The following is a 19,653-nucleotide window of genomic DNA, read 5'->3' on the forward strand; positions in this document are numbered from 1 at the left end:
GTGAACACCCGCACCGGGCGGGCTCACGAGAGGGACGGACCCATGAGGATCGTTGTCATCGGCGGCACCGGGTTGATCGGCAGCCAGGTCGTGAAGCGGCTCGGTGAGCACGGCCACGACGCCGTGCCCGCGTCGCCGAACAGCGGCGTGAACACGGTGACCGGTGAGGGCGTCAAGGAGGTCTTGCAGGGCGCCGACGTGCTCGTCGACGTGTCGAACTCGCCGTCGTTCGCGGACGACGACGTCATGAGCTTCTTCACGACCGCCACGACCAACCTGACCGAGGCCGCGAAGGAGGCGGGCGTCGGCCACTACGTCGCGCTGTCGATCGTCGGCACCGACGAGCTGCCCGACTCCGGCTACCTGCGGGCGAAGGTCGCCCAGGAGAAGCTGATCGCCGAGTCCGGCCTGACCTACTCGATCATCCGCGCCACCCAGTTCTTCGAGTTCGCGGGTTCCATCGCCGACTCCGCAGATCAGGGCGGCGTGGTGCACCTGCCCCACGGCGGCGTGCAGCCGATCGCGGCGTCGGACGTGGCGGCGGTCGTCGGCCGCACCGCGGCGACCGGGCCGGTCAACGGCGTGCTGGAGATCGGCGGGCCGGAGGAGTTCACCCTGGACGGGTGGATCCGCACGGTGCTCGGCGCGCGCAACGACGAGCGCGAGGTCGTCAGCGACCCGGATGCCAAGTACTTCGGCACGCTCCTGACCGGCAAGCAGCTCGTGCCGAACGACGGCGCGCAGCTGCAGCAGACCAGCCTGAAGGACTGGCTGGCCGCAGGTAACTGAACCGCGCCGCAGTAAGACGGCACCGGCGCCCCACTCTCCCGCGCCGGTGCCTTTGCGTTGCACCAGGGTGTTTCCCTGGCGCGAGCGGGGGCGGCCATGACGGACCTTTGTTCGCATGACGACGACTCTCGCGATCAAGGCCCCGAGCTGGGCGCTCCCGATCAGCCTGTTCTCCATCCCGCTCGGCCTGGCCGGGCTCGGCGGCGCCTGGACCGCCGCCGCCCGCCTGCTCGGCGCACCACCGTGGCCCGCCGAGATCGCGTTCGGCGCCTCCACCCTGGTGTTCGCGGCGTTCACGCTCACCTACCTCGCCGGCACGGTCCGGCCCGGTACCGGTGGTTTCCGCCTCGACCTGCGCCACCCGCTGCTCGGGCCGCTGACCGCCTACCTCCCGGTGATCGCGATCCTGCTGATCGCCCACTACGCACCGGTCCTGGGCGGCCTCGCCCCGTGGCTGATCTGGACCGCCGTGGCGGGCCTGGCGCTCAACGCCGCCGCCCTGTTCGCGCACTGGCTCAAGCACCCGCTGGACCAGAACGCCATGCACCCCGGCTACTTCCTCCCGGTGACCGCGGGCGCGTTCATCGGCGCCATCGGCTTCGTGAGCGTCGGCGAACACCGCGCGGCCGTGGCGGTGTTCGGCATCGGCATCTTCTTCTGGCTGCTGCTCGGCGCCGTGATCACGTCCCGGTTGTTCTTCGGCACGGAACTCCCGCTGCCGTTCAAGCCCGTGCTCTCGATCCTGCTCTCGCCGCCCGGCACCGCGAGCGTCGCGTGGTTCGCGATCACCGGTGGCGCCGTCGACGACCTGCAGGCCGCGCTCGGCGGCGTGACGCTGTTCATGTTGCTGGTGCAGCTGTTCTTCGTGCGGGACTACCTGAAGCTGCCGTTCAGCACGCAGTACTGGGTGTTCACGTTCCCGATCGCAGTGCTCGGCAACATCGGCGTCCGCTGGGCCGCCGGTCTGCGCTTCCCCGGCTGGGAGGTCGCCGGCTGGTCCGCGCTGACGATCAGCAGCGTGCTGATCCTCGCGATCATCGTTGCGTCGCTTCGGCTTGCTGCCCGGAAACGGCCGGCGGCGATCAGAACGTCGCGTCCCGCAACTGCCGTCGCGAGGTGACGCTGAGCTTCCCGAAAACCTTGCGCAGGTGCCATTCCACGGTACGAGGGCTGATGAACAGCCGAGTGCCGATCTCCGGGTTCGAGTAGCCCTCGCGGGCCAGCCGGGCGATCTGGTACTCCTGCGCGGTCAGCTCGTCGGTCGGTTCGGCGGTGCGCTTGCGGGCGGTCTCACCGGTCGCGAGCAGCTCCCGCTGAGCGCGGTCGGCGAACGTGGTCATGCCCGCGGCCAGCAACATCTCGTGGGCGGTGCGCAGGTGGTCACGGGCCTCGACGCGTTGGCCCTCCCGGCGCAGCCACTCGCCGTACAGCAGGTGCGCGCGGGCCAGCTCGGTCTTGAGCGCCGTGCGGCTGAACGAGTCGATCGACTCGCGAAATCCTGAAACCTCCCCGTTCAACGCCCGCAGCCTCGCCCTGACGCCCAGCGACCAGTCGGTGTCGACCCACGCCGTCGAGCGTTGCAACGCCTTGGCGACCAGGTCGGTGTCGCCGGTACGGGACGCGGCCTCCGCCAGTTCGGAGGCGATCAGGCAGCCGTAGACGAGAGTGTCCTCTTCGAACACGCGCAGCGCGGTGTCGCGGGCGAGGTCGTGGCGGCCCAGTCCGTTGTGGAGGATCGCGGCGGTCCAGTCGGCGATGGTGGCGAGCCGTCCCTGGCCTGCCGCACGGGCGTCGCGTGCCGTTGCGGTGGCGAGGTCTTCGCCGCGGTAGGCGGCCTGCAGCAGCACGGCGTACTCGACCGGTGGTGTGCCGGTGACCTCGGAGATCCGCCGGTCCTCCTCGATCAGCGCCTGCGCCGCGGCCGGTTCACCGGCGAGAAGTTCGTTGTCCGCCAAGAAGTTCAGCGCGAACTGCAACTGCACCAGCGCACCGGCGTCACGCGCCAGCTTCACCTGTTGCTGGGCGAAGGCGCGGCGGGTGTCGAAGTCCCACATCTCGCTCGCGACGATGCCGCCCGCGCGATTGCCGAAGAGCCACGGCAGGCGGCTGATGTCCTCCGCGCCGACCTTCAGCGCACGCACCTCGTCCAGTGCACGGGTCATGTGCGGTGCGGCCGCCGCGTAGCCGGAGGTGATCCGGGTGGTGAGTGCGGCGAGCACGAGGTCGATCGCGCACGGCGGGGTGCGCGGCGGGGGAGCGGTGCGGGCGGCCTCGGTGAGGGACCTGCCGGCCCAGATCGCGGCGGAGAGCGCTTCCAGGTGCGTCTCGCGGGCCTGGTCCGCGTCGATCGGCGCGAACCGGCGGGCGGCGCTGAACAGCAGTGGTGCCGCTTCGGCGACCCGGCGCTGGTCGAACGCGATGTGCCCGCGCAGGTACTCGATCTCGGCGCCGCGCCGGTCGTCGGGCGGGCCGGCCTCCACCGCGGACAGCAGCCGCAGCGACGCCTCCAGCGCACCGGCGTCGCGCTTGGCCCGTGCGGCGGCCAGTTCGCGCTGGGCACGGAGGGCGGGTTCGGGGGTGAGCACCGCGGCCTGTTCGAGGAACGCCGCGGCGGCGAGCAGTCCGCCACGAGCCTGAGCGCGCGAAGCCGAGGTCTCCAGGTCGGCGGCGACCTCCTCGTCGGGGGAGGTGGTGCCGTGGGCCCGGTGCCACGCGCGGCGGTCCGGGTCGATGGCCGGGTCGGTCGCGTCGGCCAGCGCCCGGTGCACCCGCTGCCGGTCCACCGCGGCCGCCGACCGGTAGACGGCGGAGCGCACCAGCGGGTGGCGGAACTGCACGCGTGCCCCGAAGTCGATCAGGCCGGTGCCCAGCGCCGCTGCGGCCGGGTCCGCGCCGAGCCCGAGCAGCCCGGCCGCGCGCCACAGCAGCGTCGCGTCACCGAGCGGTTCGGCGGCGGCGGTCAGCATGAGCAGGCGGGTGTCGGCGGGCAGCGGCTCGATCTGACGGGCGAAGCTCTGCTCGATGCGGCTGACCAGCGGCCCGGCGTCGAGGCCGTCGGCCAGTTCGGCGGTGGTCCACGCGCGGGGCAGTTCCAGCAGCGCCAGCGGGTTGCCGCGGGCCTCGGCGACGATCCGGTCGCGCACCCGGCCGTCCACCGGTCCCTTGATCACCGAGTCGAGCAACGAGCGCGCGTCCGCGTCGTCCAGGCCGCGCACGAACAGCTCGGGCAGGCCGTCGAGGTAGTCGTTGCCCTCGCGCAGCACGAAGACCAGCGCGATCCGTTCCGCGAGCAACCGGCGGGCGACGAACCCGAGTACCGCGGCCGACATCGAGTCGAGCCACTGCGCGTCGTCGACCAGGCACACCAGCGGCTGCTCGTCGGCGACCTCGGCGAACAGCGTCAGCACCGCCAGGCCGACCATGAACCGGGTCGGCCGGGGCCCGGTGGCCATGCCGAACGCGGTGCCGAGCGCCTCCCGTTGCGGGGCGGGCAGCCGGTCCAGCCGGTCGAGGAACGGCACGCACAGCTGGTGCAGGCCCGCGTAGGGGAACGCGCTCTCGGACTCCACGCCCGCGGCCCGCGTGACCCGGAACCCCGAGGCCCGCGAGGACACGTGGTCGAGCAGCGCCGTCTTGCCGATCCCGGCCTCTCCCCGCAGGACCAGCACCTGGCCGCTACCCGCCCGCGCCTGCGTGAGGAGCTGGTCCAGCGTTTCGCCCTCGGTGCGTCTGCCCAGGAGATCGTCCGACACGGGCACGAGCCTACGCACCAGTGGGCGACCAGGGTGTTCCACGGGTTCGAGCGACACCCTGGCGGGACGACTCTTGCGGTACCGAACCGAAGGAGTTGAACACCATGGACTACAAGCTGGAAGTGGCTGTGATCCCGGTCAGCGACGTCGACCGGTCCGTGCACTTCTACCGGGCGCTGGGCTGGCGCTTCGACGCCGAGTTCGCCGACGACGAGGGCTACCGGCTGGTGCAGCTCACCCCGCCCGGTTCGCCCGCGTCGATCATCTTCGGCAGCGGCGTCACCGACGCGGAGCCGGGCAGCACGCAGGGCCTGCACCTGATCGTCGACGACGTCGTGGCCGCCCGTGCGGACCTCGCGGAACGTGGCGTGGAGGTCAGCGAGGTCTTCCACGACAAGACCGGCGTGTTCCACCACGCGGGCACCGCCGGGCGGGTCGAGGGCCCCGACCCCGAGCGCCGTACGTACTCGTCGTTCGCCTCGTTCAGCGACCCGGACGGCAACGGCTGGGTTCTGCAGGAGGTCACCACGCGCCTTCCGGGACGTGTGTGATGAGTCAGTACGACGTCATCGTCATCGGCGGTGGATCGCCGGGCGAGCACTTCGCCGCGGCCGTCGCCGACGGCGGGCTACGCGTGGCGCTGGTCGAGCGCGAACTGCTCGGCGGCGAGTGCACGTTCTGGGCGTGCATCCCGTCCAAGACGTTGCTGCGTGCCGGTGAGGCCGTGGCCGCGGCTCGTGAGGTGCCGGGCGCCCGTGAGGCGATCACCGGTGAGGTGGACGCCGCGGCTGTGCTGGCGTACCGCGACTTCATGGTGTCGTCCTACGACGACGCGGGTGCCGAGAAGTGGGCCCGGGACACCGGAATCGACGTGCTGCGGGGCGACGGCAAGATCGCCGGTCCTGGCACCGTCGCGGTCGGCGACCAGATCTACACGGCTGACCACATCGTGATCGCCACCGGTTCGGAGGCGGTCATCCCGCCGATCCCTGGCCTGCACGACCTGCCGGGCGTGTGGACGAACCGCGAGGCCACCGGGGTGAAGGAGATCCCAGGCCGGCTGCTGATCCTGGGCGGCGGACCGACCGGCGTCGAGATGGCGCAGGCGTTCACCAGGCTCGGCGCCTCGGTCGTGCTGGTCGACGGCGCCGACCGGGTGCTGCCCCGCGAACCGGAGGCGGTCGGCCGCGCGCTCGGCGAGGCGCTGACCGGGGACGGCGTGGACCTGCGCCTCGGCGCACACGCCACGGCCGCACGGTTCGAGAACGACGAGTACGTGCTCGACCTCCCGGACGGCACCCAGCTGCGCGGCGACAAGCTCCTCGTCGCCACCGGCCGGCGCCCGCGGGTCGAGGGCATCGGGCTCGAAACCGTTGACATCGAACCGAATCCGCGCGGCATCGTGACCGACGCGCGGATGAACGTCTCTGAGGGCATCTGGGCGGTCGGCGACGTGACCGGCCAGTGGAACCTGACCCACGTCGGCAAGTACCAGGGCCGGGTCGCCGCCGCGAACATCCTCGGCAAGCCCGCCGAGGTCAACTACGACGCGGTGCCGCGGGTCGTGTTCACGGATCCGCAGGTCGCCGCAGTCGGTGCGGCAGAAGGCGAATACACCGCGACCGTGCACCTGTCCGGTGTCGCGCGCACGGCGACCTACACCCGTGAGTACGACACGCGACCCGGCTTCCTCACCCTCGTCTCCGACGGCGAGCACCTCACCGGTGCCTACGCCATCGGGCCCGAGGCAGGCGAGTGGCTCCAGCAGGCCACCGTGGCGATCCGCGCCAGGGTCCCGCTGTCCGTGCTGCTCGACGTCATCCAGCCGTTCCCCACCTTCTCCGAGGCCTTCCTCAACGGCCTCCGTGAGCTCGACGCGCAAAGGAACCAGAAGTGAAGAAGCTCGAAGAGATCGACATGAAGCTCGAGGTCACCGTCATCCCGGTCACCGATGTGGAGCGTGCCAAGGAGTTCTACAGCCGGCTCGGCTGGCGGCTCGACGTCACCCCGCCGTGGGTCGTGCAGTTCACCCCGTACGGCTCCCACGCGTCCATCCACTTCGGCGAGGGCGTCACGTCCGCCGAACCCGGTTCGGGGCGGCACTTCCTGATCGTCTCGGACGTCGTGGAGGCCCACGAGGCTTTGCTCGCCGAGGGCGTGAAGGTCGGCCCGGTCTACCACGGCGGCCCGGACGGTCCTGTCGAAGGCGTGGACCCCGAGCGCCGCAGCTACTTCTCCCGCGCGGAGTTCAGCGACCCCGACGGCAACACGTGGATCCTGCAGGAGGTCACGACCCGCCTGCCGGGCCGCGTCGACGCCGACGACACGTCCTACGCCTCGATCGCCGACCTGGCGGCGGCGTTGCGGCGGGCCGCGCTGGCCCACGGCGAGCACGAGAAGCGCAACGGCGGTGTGTACGACGAGAACTGGCCCGACTGGTACGCCGAGTACCTGGTGAAGGAGCAGACGGGCGAACAGCTTCCGGTGTAGTCCCTAGGGGGCGTCCCCGATGTGGGAAACCCCTGGTGCGGCTTACCTTCCTCGGCAGGCGAGGGAGGCCGCGATGAAGGCGATCGTGCAGGACAGATACGGCTCGGCGGACGTGCTGGAGCTGCGAGAGGTCGACCGGCCGGTGCCGGCCGCGGGTGAGGTGCTGGTGCGGGTGCGGGCCTCGTCGGTGAACGCCGCCGACTGGCACATCATGCGGGGCGACCCGTACTTCGCCCGGTTGTTCCTGGGGCTGCGGGGCCCCAGGACCCGTATCCGCGGCCTCGACTTCGCGGGCGTGGTGGAGGCTGTCGGGCCCGGCGTGACCGGGCTCGAGGCGGGCGCGGAGGTGTTCGGCGAGGTCGAGGGTGCGTTCGCGGAGTACGTTCGCGTGCCCGCGCACCTGGTGGAGGCCAAGCCGGCGAACCTGACGTTCGAGCAGGCGGCGACGTTGCCGTTGGCGGGCAACACGGCCTGGATGGGGCTGCGTGATCTGCAGGCCGGGCAGAAGGTGCTGATCAACGGCGCGTCCGGCGGCGTCGGCCTGATGGCGGTGCAGATCGCCAAGGCGCGCAAGGCGATCGTGACGGGCGTGTGCAGCACGCGCAACGTCGAGCAGGTGCGGTCGGTCGGCGCGGACCACGTCATCGATTACAAGACCGCGGACTTCACCCAGGGCCCGGAGCGCTACGACCTCGTCTTCGACCTGGTGGGCAACAGGTCGATGAGCTCGTTGCGCGGCGTGCTCACCCCGGACGGCACGCTGGTGCTGTCCGGCGGCGGCAGCTTCACCGGCGGTGCGCTGTTCGGGCCGTACCGGCTGATCATCCAGGGCAAGCTGCTCGGCTCGTTCGCGCGGCAGCGGCTCGTCGTGCTGGAAGCCAAGCCCAGCAAGGAGAACCTCGCCGCGCTGCGGGAGCTCGCCGAGTCCGGCGCGCTGGTGCCGGTGATCGAGCGGACCTACCCGCTGACCGGCGCGCCCGACGCGATCCGGCACGTGGAGAGCGAGCACGCCCGCGCGAAGGTCGTCGTCACCGCCTAGCGTTAATTGTGTGGCGCTCGACCTGGTTGTGCGGCAAGGATCCGCACATGGTTCGTGTCACCAGCGGAATGGTTCTGGGCACCAAGGAATCCGGTGTGGCGGTGTTCCGCGGCATCCCGTTCGCGGCGCCGCCGGTCGGCGCACTGCGTTTCGCCGCACCGCGACCGGCGCCGGCGTGGGACGGCGTGCGGGTGACGACGGAGTTCGGCCCGCCACCGCCGCAGCCCAGCCTGTTCGGCATGGACGGGATCGGTGCCGGCGGCGACGACTGGCTGACCGTGAACGTCTGGTCGCCGGATCTCGCCGCGAACCTGCCGGTCATGGTGTGGATCCAGGGCGGCGGCTACACCTTCGGCATGTCGGGCCTGCCCGAGTACGACGGCGTGCGCCTCGCTCAGGACGGCGTGGTCGTGGTGACGTTCAACTACCGGGTGGGCATCGAGGGCTTCGCGCTCGTGCCCGGCGCGCCGCCGAACCGCGGCCTGCTCGACCAGGTCGCGGCCCTGGAATGGGTGCGCGACAACATCGCCGCGTTCGGCGGCGATCCGGGGCGCGTCACGATCTTCGGCCAGTCCGCGGGCGCCGGCTCGGTCGCTGCCCTGCTGGCCATGCCGCGGGCCAAGGGGCTCTTCCACCGCGCGATCGCGAGCAGCGTGCCCGGCCCGTTCTTCGCGCCCGAACTGGCCGCGGACATCGCTGCCGCCTGCGCCGCCGAACTGGGCGTGCGGCCGGAAGAGCTGTCCACTGTGGACCCGGAGCTGCTGCCGGCCGTGGGCGACGAGATCATGGCGAAGATCGCGGCGTTTCGTGATCGCTGTGCCCAGGTCGCGCACCGGATGATCCTGTTCGCGCCGGTCGTGGACGGCGATGTGCTGCCGGTCAACCCGTGGCAGGCGCTGGCGGACGGTGCGGCGAAGGACATCGACCTGATCCTCGGCCACACCCGTGACGAGCAACGAATCCTCACCATGTTCGTGGACGGCAGCCTCGGCGAGGTGACCGAGGAGCAGGCGGCGACCGCGCTGGACCTCCTCGCGCCACGCCCGGACGGCGCCCGCCGGTACCGGGAGGCCTTCCCGGAGGCGGGCCCGGACGAGCTCTACGAGCTGGTCTGCTCGGACTGGGTGTTCCGCATGCCGACGCTCGCGCTCGCGCAGGCCCAGGTCGCGGCGGGCGGCAGGGCGCACCTGTACGTGCTGGCCTGGCAGGCACCCGGCATCGGCGGCGTGCTGGGCGCCTGTCACGGCCTGGACGTGCCACTGGTGTTCGGCAACCTGGACCGCGGGCAGCCCTCGTTGCTGATCGGGGAGGTGACGGCCGAGGCGACGGAAGTGTCCGACCGCATGCGCGGCGCGTGGACGGCGTTCGCGACCGACGGCGATCCCGGCTGGCCCGCTTACACCGCCGACCGTCTGACCCGCGTCTTCGACACCGTCGACGAGGTGACCGCGTACCCGGAGGAGGCTTCCCGGCTGCTCTGGCAGGACCACCCTTTCAGCGAGAATCTGCGCTGATCGCCCCAGGGGAATACCTGCTGCCGGATGACGTTGTACGCGTCCGGAAGGAGGTTTCATGAGGGACAACTTCACCGACTACCAGCCGAACGGCGAGGTCGCGGCGGACCGCTGGGTCACCGCGACGCACCTGTTCGACGCAGGCCACGTCGAGACGACCGCCGAGAGGTGGGAGCGGGCACAGCTGCTGTTCGAGGCCAAGGACTACATCAAGGCTGCGCAACTGCTCGCCGAGGTCGTGGCGGAAGTGCCGTTCCAGACGGACCTCTGCCTCCTGCTCGCCCGCGCCTACTACCACTCCGCCCAGCTGGGCAGGGCCGAGGCGCAGCTGCGCGTGATCGTCGACCGCGACCCGGTCGAGCACTACGCGCACCTGCTGCTCGGCCGCACGCTGGAGCGGCAGGGACGGCCCGACGAGGCCGCGCCCTGGCTCCGCCTGGCCGCCGCGTTCGGCGGCCAGCTAGCCGACGTCTAGTTTCGCGAACGCCCGCAACAATCCTGGCGCGGCACGGCTTGCGAGCCGTGCCGCCTTGGCCTCCACGGTCACCGGCACGACCGCCCGGTTGCGGCGCACCGCACGCACGATCTCGGTGGCCACTCCCTCGGGGCCGAAGCCGCGCCGGGCGTAGATGCGCGACGCCCGGTTCTGCTTGCGGCGCTCCTCGTCGGCGCTGACGCCGGAGAACGTGGTGGTCGCGGTGATGTTCGTGTTGACCAGCCCGGGGCAGATCGCGCTGACGCCGATGGCGTGCGGTGCGAGTTCGGCCCGCAGGCAGTCCGAGAGCATGAACACCGCTGCCTTGCTGGTGGCGTACGCGGAGAGGATCTTCGACGGCAGGTAGGCCGCCGCCGACGACAGGTTCACGATGTGGCCGCCCTCGCCGCGGTCGACCATCAGCTCGCCGAACGCCCGGCAGCCGTGCACGACACCCCACAGGTTGACGTCGAGCACCCGCTGCCACTGTTCGGTGGACGTCGACAGGAACGACCCGGAGTGGCCGATCCCGGCGTTGTTCACGACCACGTCGGGCACGCCGTGCTCGTCGGCGACCTGCCGTGCCCACGCTCGCACCGCTTCCTCGTCGCGGACATCGACCTCGTAGGCGTGGCCGTCCACCAGATCCGCCGTCTCCTTCGCCGCGGCGAAGTCCACATCGGACACGACGACCCGCGCGCCCGCCTTGGCGAACGCGACGGCGGTCGCCCTGCCGATTCCGCTGCCGCCGCCGGTGATCACGACCAGCTCGCGCGGCGTGGTGGTGTCCGCGATGAACTCGCTGATCATCCGGGTGAGTTGCGCGGGGTGGCTGAGCGGTGCCCAGTGCCCTGCCGCGATCCGGCGCCGCCGCAACGAGGGCACCCAGCGTTCGAGGTCGAGCGGTTCCGTGCGGATGTAGTTGTCGCGGGTCGGCTGGATCACCTGGACCGGCATGGGCGCGAGGCGCTGCCGTGGCGAGCGCATGACCTGCCGGATGTTGGCGCGGTACAACGAGATCCCGTTCACCGCGTCCGACGCGATCGTGCGCGCAGGCGTGACCCTGATGCCCTCCAGGCGGTGCAGCACGGCTCCCCAGCGGCGGGCCAGGTACAGGCGCCAGAACAGCGGGGCCAGCACCGGCAGCTGGAACGCGCCGATGTACCAGGACCGGACGAACTGCTTGAGGTGCGCGGTGGTCATCCGGCGGCGTGACCAGTGGCCCATGTGGTCCAGGCACGGCCCGGAGATCGAGGTGAACGTCGCGATCCGCGCGCCGGGCGTCGTCACGGCCTCCCAGGCCTGGATCGAGCCCCAGTCGTGCCCGACGAGGTGCACCGGCTCGTCCGGGCTGACCGCGTCGATCACCGCGAACAGGTCGTTCGCCAGGTGTTCGAGCCGGTAACCGTCCTCAGTGGAGGGAGCGGTCGACTCGCCGGCCCCGCGCACGTCGTAGGTGATGACGCGGAAGTCCTTCTCCAGCAAGGCGGCCACGCGGTCCCAGACGATGTGCGTGTCGGGATACCCGTGCACCAGGACCACGGTCGGCCCGGACGTGCCGCGCACCTGCACGGCGAGGTCGACTTCTCCGGAACGCACCTTCACAGTTCCTCCAGGACGAGTCGGTCACCGGTGGGCCGGTCCACGCAGATCCGCACGCCGCCGACGTCGCACGTGCCGCAGAACCCCTGCCGGCACGAGTAGGCGACCGACGGCCGGAAGTCCCTGATCACGTCCAGCGCCGAGCGGTCGGCGGGCACGTCGAGGGATACCCCGCTGCGGCGCAGTTCGACCGTGAACGGGCGGCCGTCGACGATCGGCGGCGGGCTGAACCGCTCGAAGTGCAGCCACCGCGAAGAGAACTCGGCCCGCACCTGTTCGAGCATCGACGCCGGACCGCAGCAATAGACCGCACCGTGCGGTGCGGCGCCCTCCAGCAGTGGCCCGCCGCGGCCGATCCGCACGTCGACGCGGCCGACCGGCAGCTCGTCCAGGAACGGCATCGCGGCCATCGACCGCCCGCAGTAGACGAGTCGCCAGTCCAGGCCGGCGCGCTGGGCCGCGTGCACCATCGGCAGGATGGGCGTGATCCCGATCCCGCCTGCCACGAACGTGATCGGCCCGATCCCGGCGAACGGGAACGCGTTGCGCGGCCCGCGCACCTGGATCCGGTCGCCCACCCGCAACGCCTGCACCTCGCGCGAGCCGGCGCCGACCTCGCGCACCGCGATCCGGTACGTGGTGTCGGCGGGGTCTCCGCACAGCGAGTACTGGCGTCTGAGGCCGGACGGCAGGTGCAGGTCGAGGTGACAGCCGGGTTGCCACGGGGGCAGCGTCGTCCCGCCGAATCGGAGGCTCACGACGCCATCGGCCACTTCGGAGCGTTCGACGACGTTGAGCCACAACGCATCCCGGGCGGCACCGGGCCGCGCCCTGCCGCCGAACCGGAGGACCGCGGCGTCGTAGAAGTTGCCGATCCTGGTCAGCCCGCGCAGCATCAGTGGGCCTCGCGAGCGGCGGGGGAGGACGCCAGGTAGGCCACGGCCTGCGACGTCGACCCCTCCTGCTTGGGGTGGTAGGCGGGGTGGAAGTACCGCAGGAACGCCCGGAAGATGTCCGGCAGCGGCGGCAGCAACCCGCGCCGCCCGGCCCGCCTCGCCTCCCGCCAGGTCAGCCGCACCAACGTCGTCCGGTCGGACTTGACCATGAACACCGCGCCGCGCACCCACAGCCAGAACAGCACCGGCGCGACCAGGAGCATCGTGCGCGCGCGGCGGACGTACCGGCGGTCGAGGTGACACATCAGGTCGTAGGCCACGCTGCGGTGCTCGACCTCCTCGGCCGCGTGCCAGCGCAGCAGATCGAGCATCACCGGGTGGATGCCCGCCCGGTCGAGCGCGTCGGCGTTCAGCATCCAGTCACCCAGGTACGCCGTGAAGTGCTCGATGGCGGCGACGATCGCGACCCGTTCGACCAGCTGCTCGTGGGCCTGCGCCGCGCTGAGCCCCGGCTTCGGGCCGAGGATGCGCCGGAACACGTGCTCCATCTGCCGCGTGAACGGTCGCGGGTCCAGGCCGTTGGCGAGCAGGTGGTCGAGCACCTCGCTGTGCGCCTCGGCGTGCATCGCCTCCTGCCCGATGAACCCGAGCACGTCCTCACGCAACGTGTCGTCCTCGATCAGCGGCACCGCCTGCTGGAACGTCCGCACGAACCACCGCTCGCCCTCGGGCAACAGCAGGTGCAGGACGTTCATGACGTGCGTGGTCACCGGCTCGTCCGGGACCCAGTGCATCGGCAGGGTCGACCAGTCGAACTGCACGGCACGTGGCTGCAGCACGAGGTTGTCCGGCTCCATCGCCCACCTCCAACAAATTTACGCCCGCGTAGCTTTGTGAAAGCTACGCCACCGTAGCAATATGGACCCGTGAGCACAACGCGCAGGAAGTACGCCCGCCGCCTGCCACCCGAACAGCGGCGTGAGCAGCTGCTGGACGCGGCCCTGAGCCTGATCCCGGCCGGCTTCGACACGGTGACCATGGAATCGGTCGCCAAGCAGGCCGAGGTCACCAAGCCGGTCCTCTACGACCTGTTCGCCAACCGGGCCGACCTGATCAGCGCCCTGCTCGACCGCGAGGCCGCCCGTGCCACCGAACAGGTCCTCGCCGCACTCCCGACCGACTTCGCCACCCGCTCCCCGGACGACGCCTTCGCCGACGCGGTCCGCGTCTTCGTGCACGCCGTCGTCGAGGCGCCCGACCGCTGGCGCCTGGTGCTGCTCCCGCCGGAAGGCACCCCGCACGAGTTCCGCGACCAGGTCGAGCTCGTGCGCGCGGGCGTGCTGGCCCAGATCGAGGACCTGGCCGCGCTCGGCCTGAAGGAGCTGGACCGCCTCGACGACCTGGACTCGAGCCTGCTGGGCCACACGATGCTGGCACTGGCGGAAATGGCCGGCCGCCTGGTGCTGACCGAACCCGAGAAGTTCACGCCAGACCGGCTGGCGGCCTTCGTGACCCGGATCGCGCACGGGCTGCGCTGAGGGTTCGGCGCATGTAGACCAACGCCTCGCGGTCGTCCATCCCCGCTGCCGTCGTGGTGACGCCGCTGACGAGTCGTTGAGCGGCGAGTGCGCCGAAATCGTTGGCGTGCTGGAGATAGCCGAGCACGCGGGCGGCCTCGTCCGGCTGGTCGGCCTTGGTGACCGCGATGAACTCGACCGCGACGACGCTGGCCGCGACCACGTTGCCCGTCTCGAGCAGCTCGTCGATGTGCGCTTCGAGCAGCTCGAACGCCTTCTCCTTCTGGCCCTTGCGGAACGCCGCCCTGGCCGCGGCCGTCTTGTTGGCCGACAACGTGCCGGGCGGGAGCTCGACGTCGGCCGCCTCGTCGAAGAACGGGCCGGGGTCGCGGCCCTGGAACATCGCGGAGTAGCCGAGCGTCTGCAACGTCCAGTGCAGCAGGGTGGGCGGGCCTTCCTGCCGGTACTTCTCCGCGAGTTCGGCGACTGTCTGGTCGACGTGCGCGAACTTGCCGATGCCGAGGAGCGTGCCGGCTGGCATCAGCTCCAGGAAGGCCCTGAGGTACGGGTCGTCCACATCGGACAGTGCCTCCGGGAGGCAACGGTGGAGGGTTTCGCCGTCGCCGGACGCGTACGCGCGGGCGTACCGGGCCAACGGGTGGTCGGGCGTTTCGGGCAGTGCCTCCGGCGTCGAGCTCTGGATGTTGCGTTCCGCGACCCAGACCAGCCAGAACGCGAGCACGCCTGGTTCGCGCTCGCCCGCTTCGTGCTCGCCCGCTTCGTGCTCGCCCGCTTCGAGCACGCCCGCTTCGTGCTCGCCCGCCTCGCGCACGCCCGCTTCGTGCTCGCCCGCTTCGTGCTCGCCCGCCTCGCGCACGCCCGCCTCGCGCACGCCCGCTTCGTGCTCGACCGCCTCGCGCTGCCCAAAACTGTCAGACCCACTTGCTAGTGTTGATTTTGGGGGAACCCCGGCGCGTGCGTGTGTGTGGTGTGTTCCCACGGCGAGAAGCTGCGAGGCCCAGTCGCCGATCTCCCGCCGCCCCCGCAACGCCAGCTCCGTCACCACCGGCCGGATCAACGCATCAGCCAAGAGCACGTCCTCGCGCTCGACAGCCCACTGAACCGCCGCCCGCAGATTCGGCCACAACTCGGCGAGCCGCGCCACCCCCTCGACCTCGCCAGGCCCCGTGAGCAGCGAACGAATGAGCGAAACCTGGCCCAGGCACCACGACGCGTGCAGCGAGCAGGCCTCCGCCCGATCACCCAGCCGTTCCGCGGCGAACTGCCGCATCGGCTCCAGCAACCGGAACCGCCGCCCGAACGGTCCATCGTGGACAGCGACCATCGACCGCTCGACCAGATCCCCGAGCAGGTGATCCTCCGCCACCGCACTCAGGTCGAACGGGGCCGCGAAGACCGAAAGCCGCAGGAACAGCGCCTGCTCGGCCGGGCTCACCAGGTCGTACGACCACTGGATCGCCGCCCGCACCGTCCGATGCCGCGCCGACCCTGTGCGCCGCACCCCGCTGTCGAGCCGGGTCAGCAACTCCGCGGGCCGATGACTGCGCACCCGCGCGGCGGCCAGCTCGATCGCCAGCGGGATGCCGTCGAGCCGCCGGCAGATCTCCGGCACAGCAGCATCGGGCACGTACGTGGCATCGGCAGCGCGCGCACGGACGTCGAACAGCTCCGCACTCGCCGCGAGGTCGAGCGGCTCCACCACCACGACCTGCTCATCGGCAACGGAAAGCCGCTCGCGCGAGGTGGCCAGCACCTGCACCGAATCGCAGACCGCGGCCGCGAACGCCGCCGCCCCTTCCAGCACGTGCTCGCAGTTGTCCAGCACCAGCAACGAAGGCCGAGCCGCGCAGACCGCCTGCGCCACCGTCAGCCCTGGCCGTTCGACGATCCCCAGCGCATCCGCGACGGCCCGGGGCACATCGGCGGACGACGTGATCTCCGCCAGCGAGACCAGCACGCCACCACACTCCTGCACCAGCCGCGTCTTGCCGATCCCGCCCGGCCCCACCAGCGTCACCACCGGAGACCGCCGCAACGCCGAGGTGATCACGGCAAGCAGGGCGGTGCGGCCGATCAGCGCCCGCGCCGGAACCTCCGGCTGGGCGAGGACCTGTTCGAGGGCGGCGCGCAGTCCCGGCCCCGGCTCGATCCCGAGTTCCTCCACCAGGTGCTGCCGAACCCGTTGGTACACAGCCACCGCGTCGGCCTGCCGACCGGTCCGGTACAGCGCCGTCATGAGTAGCGCCGCCAACCCTTCACGGGTGGGATGCGACTCCACGAACGATGACAGCCCACCAACAACAGAGCGCGGATCCGCCGCAACACGACGCGAGAAGTCCAACTCGACCGCGCCCAGCCACTCCTCGGTGAGCCCGGCGACAGCCGCCGCCAACCCCGGCGCGGACAGCCCCGCGAGCGGCTCGCCCCACGACGCAACGGCGGCCGCCGCATCCCCCTCACGCACGTGACGGCTAAACCGCGCCACATCGACCGAGTCGGCCGGAACGTCGAGCCGATAAGCCTCGCCAACCCGTGCGATCGCCTCGAAACCAAGGGACTTCCGCAGCTGAGCCACGTGCCATTGCAGGGCTTTCGGCGCGGCAGCAGGCGGCGAGTCACCCCACACGAGGTCGATCAGGCGCGACACCGGCAGCGGCGTTCCCGGCGACAACGCGAGCGCCGCCAGCACCGTCTGCGACCTCGGCGAGCCGATGTCGAGCACCGCGCCGTCGTCGGTGGTGGCGCGGACACCACCGAGCAAAGCGATCCTCACCTGCGAATTCTCACACACCACACGCACACCGGACGCACACCGGCATCGGCCAGCCTCAGCGCTATGACAGCACGGGTTGTTGGTTCCCTCTTCATCATCGCAACGGCCGCGGGAGTGGTCAGCGCGACCACCCAAGGCACCACCAGAGGCATGTTCGTGTTCCTCATGGCCGTGGCGATCGCGATGATCGCACCGGCGTTGTTCCCGGTACTCAAACAACACGGCGAAGGCCTCGCCATGGCGTACGTCGTCGCCAGGACGATGGAAGTCGTTCTGCTGATGCCGGCCGCCATGGCGTTGCAGCACTTCGAGGTGTGGGGTCACGCCAGCGCGATCTACTTCTGTCTGAGCGTGGTGCTGCTGAACTTCCTGCTGTTCCGGTCGAAGCTGGTGCCGCGCTGGATCTCGGTGTGGGGGCTCATCGCCGTGGTGCCGTATCTGGTCGGTGCCGTGCTCGTGCTGCTCGACGTCGTCACACAGACGCAAGCGGGCGCGCTGTTCGTGCCGCTGGCGGTCAACGAAATGGTGCTCGCGGTGTGGCTGCTGGTGAAGGGCTCGGTCAGGCCCGCCTGGTCCGGACGTGCGTGAGCAGCGCCAGCCCGGTCTGCTCGCGGCCGATCGACACCTCCTGACCGGGCAGGAGCGCGCGGACCGCGGCCTCGTCGCGTTCGATCAGCGACCAGTCCAGGAGGTACTCCATCGACCACCGGAACGGATTGCCGGCCGCGATGGCAGAGAAGTGGAACGTGCCACCTGGCCGGCAGAGCGTCCTCAGCACGGCCTCGGTCAGCCGCACCGCCGCGCGGTCGTTGAGGTAGTCGTACAGGCCGCCGGCGAGCACGAGGTCGAACGGCCCGAGTTCGGCGAGCCGGCCGAGCGCGCGGAACACGTTGCCGGCGACCACGGTCGTGGCGTCGTTCAGCTGGCCGAGGTGCTTGCGGGCCAGCGCCAACGCGTCCGGGTCGACGTCGTTGAGCACGAACCGGTCGCCGGGCCGCAGGCTGCCCGGTGGGATCAGGCGCACGTCGGCCGCCGCGCCTGAGGCGATCAGCAGCACCGCGCGCGGGCCGTTGCGCGGTGCGGTGAGCACGTCGCCGATCAGCCTGGCCTGGTGCAGGACGCGGTTGCGGTGCTGCTGGGTGATCGCCGAGGCTTGCAGGTTCGCCTCGACGTGCCAGGCGAGCGTGCCGGGCTCGACGTCGTTGGCCTGGGCCATGACGTGCTCGGTGAGCTCGTAGTCGCTGGGGTAGCCGCGCGCCCACTCCTGCTCGTTGCGCATCAACGGCGATCGTGGGCACGCCGACCGCGCGGGATGGACGAGTGCGGCGATGTCCTCGTCCGGCACGCCCGCGAACGCGCTGGCGCCGATCTGGGCGCCGAGCGTGCGGAAGCGGCCGCCGACGAGCATGTGCGCGGCGGGGTCGCGGAGGTCGAACTCCCTGTCACTGCGCAGGAACCCGTCGACGGCGTCACTGAGCCGGTGCAGGGCGTCTGTGCTTTGCGGCAGCACGGTCATCGGACACTTCCTCGCGGTGGGAACGCCCGTGAGCCTCGCATCCGGAGCAGCCGCACGACAGAGTCTTTCGGGTGCACCGGATGCGGCGATACGGGGACAACCCTGCTTCTGGTTCGCGGGTCGGCCTCGTAGTTCCGCGACCGGAAACGGCGAACTCTGGAGACCCCCGGCGCTGCAGTCGCTGGTGGAACGGTCCGCCGTGCCCGCGGTGCTCGAGGACCTCCCATCCGACCGGCTCTCGCCTGTCGCGGAACGCACCTGCTACTTCGTGGTGGCGGAAGCGCTCACCAACGCGGCCAAGCACGCCGAGGCCTGCGAGGTGCGCGGGCTGGACGACCGAGTGGCGGCCGCGGGTGGGCGGCTCACCGTTCGCTCGTCGGCGGGGCAGGGGACGACTGTGCGGGCGGAGTTTCGCGACCTGCCGCGATGACGGCGTCCGCGATCGCCTGGTGGCCGGCCGGCGTGGGGTGCACGTCGGTGTCGTCGCAGTAGTAGGTGAACGTGCACACCTCGGCGACCGAGGCCGGGATGCGGCCGTACTTCGGGTCCTCGGTCAGCTCGGTCAGCGCCCTGTAGCCACCGGTCATGTCGGTGAGGTCGACGAACTTCGCGCCGAACTTCGCGTACTCGGCGGCGATCTCGCGGTTGAAGTCCTCGTACAGCGGGACGGACGTGCGGGCGAGGTCCTCACCGTTGGGGTGTGCGGGGTTCACCCACGCGCCGAGGAACACGTCCGGGTAGCTCAGCCCGACGATCTGCACGTTCGGCGCCACCTCGCGGAACCTGGTGAGCGCGGTGGCGATGTTCGTCCTGGTGTCGGCGATCGCCGAGGTGGCGCAGTCGAAGGGGACCTCGGCCACCGCACACGGTTCGAGCAGGTCGTTGCTGCCGATCACCATCGTGACCAGGCCGACCTGGCCGGAGCGCAACGTGTCGACGGCCTCGTCGACCTGGGGCCTGCCGCCGGCATCCGGTTCGCAGGCTTCACCGGACAGGAGGTCCGCGGAGGTGGCGCCGTTGCAGGCGAGGTTGACCAGCTGGAGACCGGATTGCCGGGCGACGATCTGGGCGAAGCTTTCGCCGGTGCCGTTCGGTCCGGCCGCGGTCGCGTAGGAGTCGCCGACCGACACGTACAGCCGCTGCTCGGCCTCTGTTGTCGTGTCGCCGTGCGGAGCCGCACTCGGGGAACACGCGGCCAGCAGCGTGACCGCAGAGGCCAGGACCAGCACAAACCTCCGCACGCCACGAGCATAGGAGAACGCCCGTGAG

Annotated in this window: 18 protein-coding genes; 11 read left to right on the forward strand and 7 right to left on the reverse strand. The window is 71.0% G+C overall.

Translation table 11 applies throughout. The annotated features are described in order from the left end of the window. The first annotated feature begins 42 nt into the window (after positions 1–42). Both ACIA8G_RS10740 and ACIA8G_RS10745 read left to right on the forward strand, forming a co-directional pair. Positions 43–789 carry an SDR family oxidoreductase gene (locus ACIA8G_RS10740; protein ID WP_396418135.1) on the forward strand — a complete coding sequence of 249 codons (747 nt, stop codon included), beginning with the start codon at positions 43–45 and terminating at the stop codon, positions 787–789. 115 nt (positions 790–904) lie between these two features. Then, positions 905–1,909: a hypothetical protein gene (locus tag ACIA8G_RS10745; protein WP_396418136.1), complete on the forward strand. Its 1,005-nt coding sequence runs from the start codon at positions 905–907 to the stop codon at positions 1,907–1,909. Here ACIA8G_RS10745 and ACIA8G_RS10750 read toward each other — a convergent pair. Then, entirely contained in the window at positions 1,872–4,541 is a 2,670-nt protein-coding gene (locus ACIA8G_RS10750) for an AAA family ATPase (protein ID WP_396418137.1), read from the reverse strand. The two genes, ACIA8G_RS10745 and ACIA8G_RS10750, sit on opposite strands and share 38 nt — an antisense overlap. A 104-nt stretch (positions 4,542–4,645) precedes the next feature. Here ACIA8G_RS10750 and ACIA8G_RS10755 point away from each other — a divergent pair, with 104 nt between their 5' ends. The 6 genes from ACIA8G_RS10755 to ACIA8G_RS10780 all read left to right on the forward strand — a co-directional run bounded on the left by ACIA8G_RS10755 (position 4,646) and on the right by ACIA8G_RS10780 (position 10,059). Then, a complete protein-coding gene (locus ACIA8G_RS10755; RefSeq protein WP_396418138.1) occupies positions 4,646–5,092 on the forward strand; it encodes a VOC family protein in 447 nt (148 codons plus the stop codon). Next, complete coding sequence (locus tag ACIA8G_RS10760; RefSeq protein WP_396418140.1) at positions 5,092–6,438, forward strand: dihydrolipoyl dehydrogenase family protein; 1,347 nt, start codon at positions 5,092–5,094, stop codon at positions 6,436–6,438. The genes ACIA8G_RS10755 and ACIA8G_RS10760 overlap by 1 nt, the downstream gene beginning before the upstream one ends. Next, positions 6,435–7,031 carry a VOC family protein gene (locus ACIA8G_RS10765; protein ID WP_396418141.1) on the forward strand — a complete coding sequence of 199 codons (597 nt, stop codon included), beginning with the start codon at positions 6,435–6,437 and terminating at the stop codon, positions 7,029–7,031. The genes ACIA8G_RS10760 and ACIA8G_RS10765 overlap by 4 nt, the downstream gene beginning before the upstream one ends. Before the next feature lie 73 nt (positions 7,032–7,104). Then, the gene (locus tag ACIA8G_RS10770) at positions 7,105–8,070 is read left to right on the forward strand and encodes an NAD(P)-dependent alcohol dehydrogenase (protein ID WP_396418142.1); all 966 of its coding nucleotides are present in this window, start codon (positions 7,105–7,107) and stop codon (positions 8,068–8,070) included. A 47-nt stretch (positions 8,071–8,117) separates the two neighbouring features. Beyond that, on the forward strand, positions 8,118–9,584 hold the full coding sequence (locus ACIA8G_RS10775; protein WP_396418143.1) for a carboxylesterase/lipase family protein: 1,467 nt from the start codon (positions 8,118–8,120) through the stop codon (positions 9,582–9,584). 58 nt (positions 9,585–9,642) lie between these two features. Continuing rightward, a complete protein-coding gene (locus ACIA8G_RS10780) occupies positions 9,643–10,059 on the forward strand; it encodes a tetratricopeptide repeat protein (RefSeq protein WP_396418144.1) in 417 nt (138 codons plus the stop codon). On the opposite strand, the gene ACIA8G_RS10785 is transcribed toward ACIA8G_RS10780, so the two are convergent. Genes ACIA8G_RS10785 through ACIA8G_RS10795 form a run of 3 tightly spaced genes read right to left on the reverse strand, consistent with a single transcriptional unit; the run spans position 10,045 to position 13,414 of the window. After that, the gene (locus ACIA8G_RS10785; protein WP_396418145.1) at positions 10,045–11,658 is read right to left on the reverse strand and encodes an SDR family oxidoreductase; all 1,614 of its coding nucleotides are present in this window, start codon (positions 11,656–11,658) and stop codon (positions 10,045–10,047) included. The two genes, ACIA8G_RS10780 and ACIA8G_RS10785, sit on opposite strands and share 15 nt — an antisense overlap. Before the next feature lie 2 nt (positions 11,659–11,660). After that, the gene (locus tag ACIA8G_RS10790) at positions 11,661–12,557 is read right to left on the reverse strand and encodes a PDR/VanB family oxidoreductase (RefSeq protein ID WP_396418146.1); all 897 of its coding nucleotides are present in this window, start codon (positions 12,555–12,557) and stop codon (positions 11,661–11,663) included. Then, the gene (locus tag ACIA8G_RS10795; RefSeq protein WP_396418147.1) at positions 12,557–13,414 is read right to left on the reverse strand and encodes a metal-dependent hydrolase; all 858 of its coding nucleotides are present in this window, start codon (positions 13,412–13,414) and stop codon (positions 12,557–12,559) included. The genes ACIA8G_RS10790 and ACIA8G_RS10795 overlap by 1 nt, the downstream gene beginning before the upstream one ends. 69 nt (positions 13,415–13,483) lie before the next feature. Here ACIA8G_RS10795 and ACIA8G_RS10800 point away from each other — a divergent pair, with 69 nt between their 5' ends. Further along, positions 13,484–14,095 carry a TetR/AcrR family transcriptional regulator gene (locus ACIA8G_RS10800; protein WP_396418148.1) on the forward strand — a complete coding sequence of 204 codons (612 nt, stop codon included), beginning with the start codon at positions 13,484–13,486 and terminating at the stop codon, positions 14,093–14,095. Here ACIA8G_RS10800 and ACIA8G_RS10805 read toward each other — a convergent pair. Further along, positions 14,040–16,868 carry a BTAD domain-containing putative transcriptional regulator gene (locus ACIA8G_RS10805; protein WP_396418149.1) on the reverse strand — a complete coding sequence of 943 codons (2,829 nt, stop codon included), beginning with the start codon at positions 16,866–16,868 and terminating at the stop codon, positions 14,040–14,042. The genes ACIA8G_RS10800 and ACIA8G_RS10805 overlap by 56 nt on opposite strands. A gap of 63 nt (positions 16,869–16,931) precedes the next feature. Between ACIA8G_RS10805 and ACIA8G_RS10810 the strand changes: the two genes are divergently transcribed. Next, entirely contained in the window at positions 16,932–17,456 is a 525-nt protein-coding gene (locus ACIA8G_RS10810; RefSeq protein ID WP_396418150.1) for a DUF4386 domain-containing protein, read from the forward strand. Here ACIA8G_RS10810 and ACIA8G_RS10815 read toward each other — a convergent pair. Then, positions 17,428–18,384: a class I SAM-dependent methyltransferase gene (locus tag ACIA8G_RS10815; protein ID WP_396418151.1), complete on the reverse strand. Its 957-nt coding sequence runs from the start codon at positions 18,382–18,384 to the stop codon at positions 17,428–17,430. The two genes, ACIA8G_RS10810 and ACIA8G_RS10815, sit on opposite strands and share 29 nt — an antisense overlap. Positions 18,385–18,568: 184 nt before the next feature. Here ACIA8G_RS10815 and ACIA8G_RS10820 point away from each other — a divergent pair, with 184 nt between their 5' ends. Continuing rightward, positions 18,569–18,814, forward strand: a complete 246-nt coding sequence (locus ACIA8G_RS10820) for a hypothetical protein (RefSeq protein ID WP_396418152.1) — start codon at positions 18,569–18,571, stop codon at positions 18,812–18,814. Here the strand turns inward: ACIA8G_RS10820 and ACIA8G_RS10825 are convergent. After that, positions 18,747–19,625 carry an SGNH/GDSL hydrolase family protein gene (locus ACIA8G_RS10825; RefSeq protein WP_396418153.1) on the reverse strand — a complete coding sequence of 293 codons (879 nt, stop codon included), beginning with the start codon at positions 19,623–19,625 and terminating at the stop codon, positions 18,747–18,749. The two genes, ACIA8G_RS10820 and ACIA8G_RS10825, sit on opposite strands and share 68 nt — an antisense overlap. Between the last annotated feature and the right edge of the window lie 28 nt (positions 19,626–19,653).

This window comes from Lentzea sp. NPDC051213, from assembly GCF_044455585.1.
Classification (GTDB): Bacteria; Actinomycetota; Actinomycetes; order Mycobacteriales; family Pseudonocardiaceae; genus Lentzea.

Excerpts from the sequence above, each read along its gene's own strand:
- ACIA8G_RS10810 (WP_396418150.1), top strand. The coding sequence starts at position 16,932 with ATGACAGCACGGGTTGTTGGTTCCCTCTTCATCATCGCAACGGCCGCG.
- ACIA8G_RS10815 (WP_396418151.1), bottom strand. The coding sequence starts at position 18,384 with ATGACCGTGCTGCCGCAAAGCACAGACGCCCTGCACCGGCTCAGTGAC.
- ACIA8G_RS10745 (WP_396418136.1), top strand. The coding sequence starts at position 905 with ATGACGACGACTCTCGCGATCAAGGCCCCGAGCTGGGCGCTCCCGATC.
- ACIA8G_RS10760 (WP_396418140.1), top strand. The coding sequence starts at position 5,092 with ATGAGTCAGTACGACGTCATCGTCATCGGCGGTGGATCGCCGGGCGAG.
- ACIA8G_RS10775 (WP_396418143.1), top strand. The coding sequence starts at position 8,118 with ATGGTTCGTGTCACCAGCGGAATGGTTCTGGGCACCAAGGAATCCGGT.
- ACIA8G_RS10740 (WP_396418135.1), top strand. The coding sequence starts at position 43 with ATGAGGATCGTTGTCATCGGCGGCACCGGGTTGATCGGCAGCCAGGTC.
- ACIA8G_RS10790 (WP_396418146.1), bottom strand. The coding sequence starts at position 12,557 with ATGCTGCGCGGGCTGACCAGGATCGGCAACTTCTACGACGCCGCGGTC.
- ACIA8G_RS10780 (WP_396418144.1), top strand. The coding sequence starts at position 9,643 with ATGAGGGACAACTTCACCGACTACCAGCCGAACGGCGAGGTCGCGGCG.
- ACIA8G_RS10795 (WP_396418147.1), bottom strand. The coding sequence starts at position 13,414 with ATGGAGCCGGACAACCTCGTGCTGCAGCCACGTGCCGTGCAGTTCGAC.
- ACIA8G_RS10755 (WP_396418138.1), top strand. The coding sequence starts at position 4,646 with ATGGACTACAAGCTGGAAGTGGCTGTGATCCCGGTCAGCGACGTCGAC.
- ACIA8G_RS10770 (WP_396418142.1), top strand. The coding sequence starts at position 7,105 with ATGAAGGCGATCGTGCAGGACAGATACGGCTCGGCGGACGTGCTGGAG.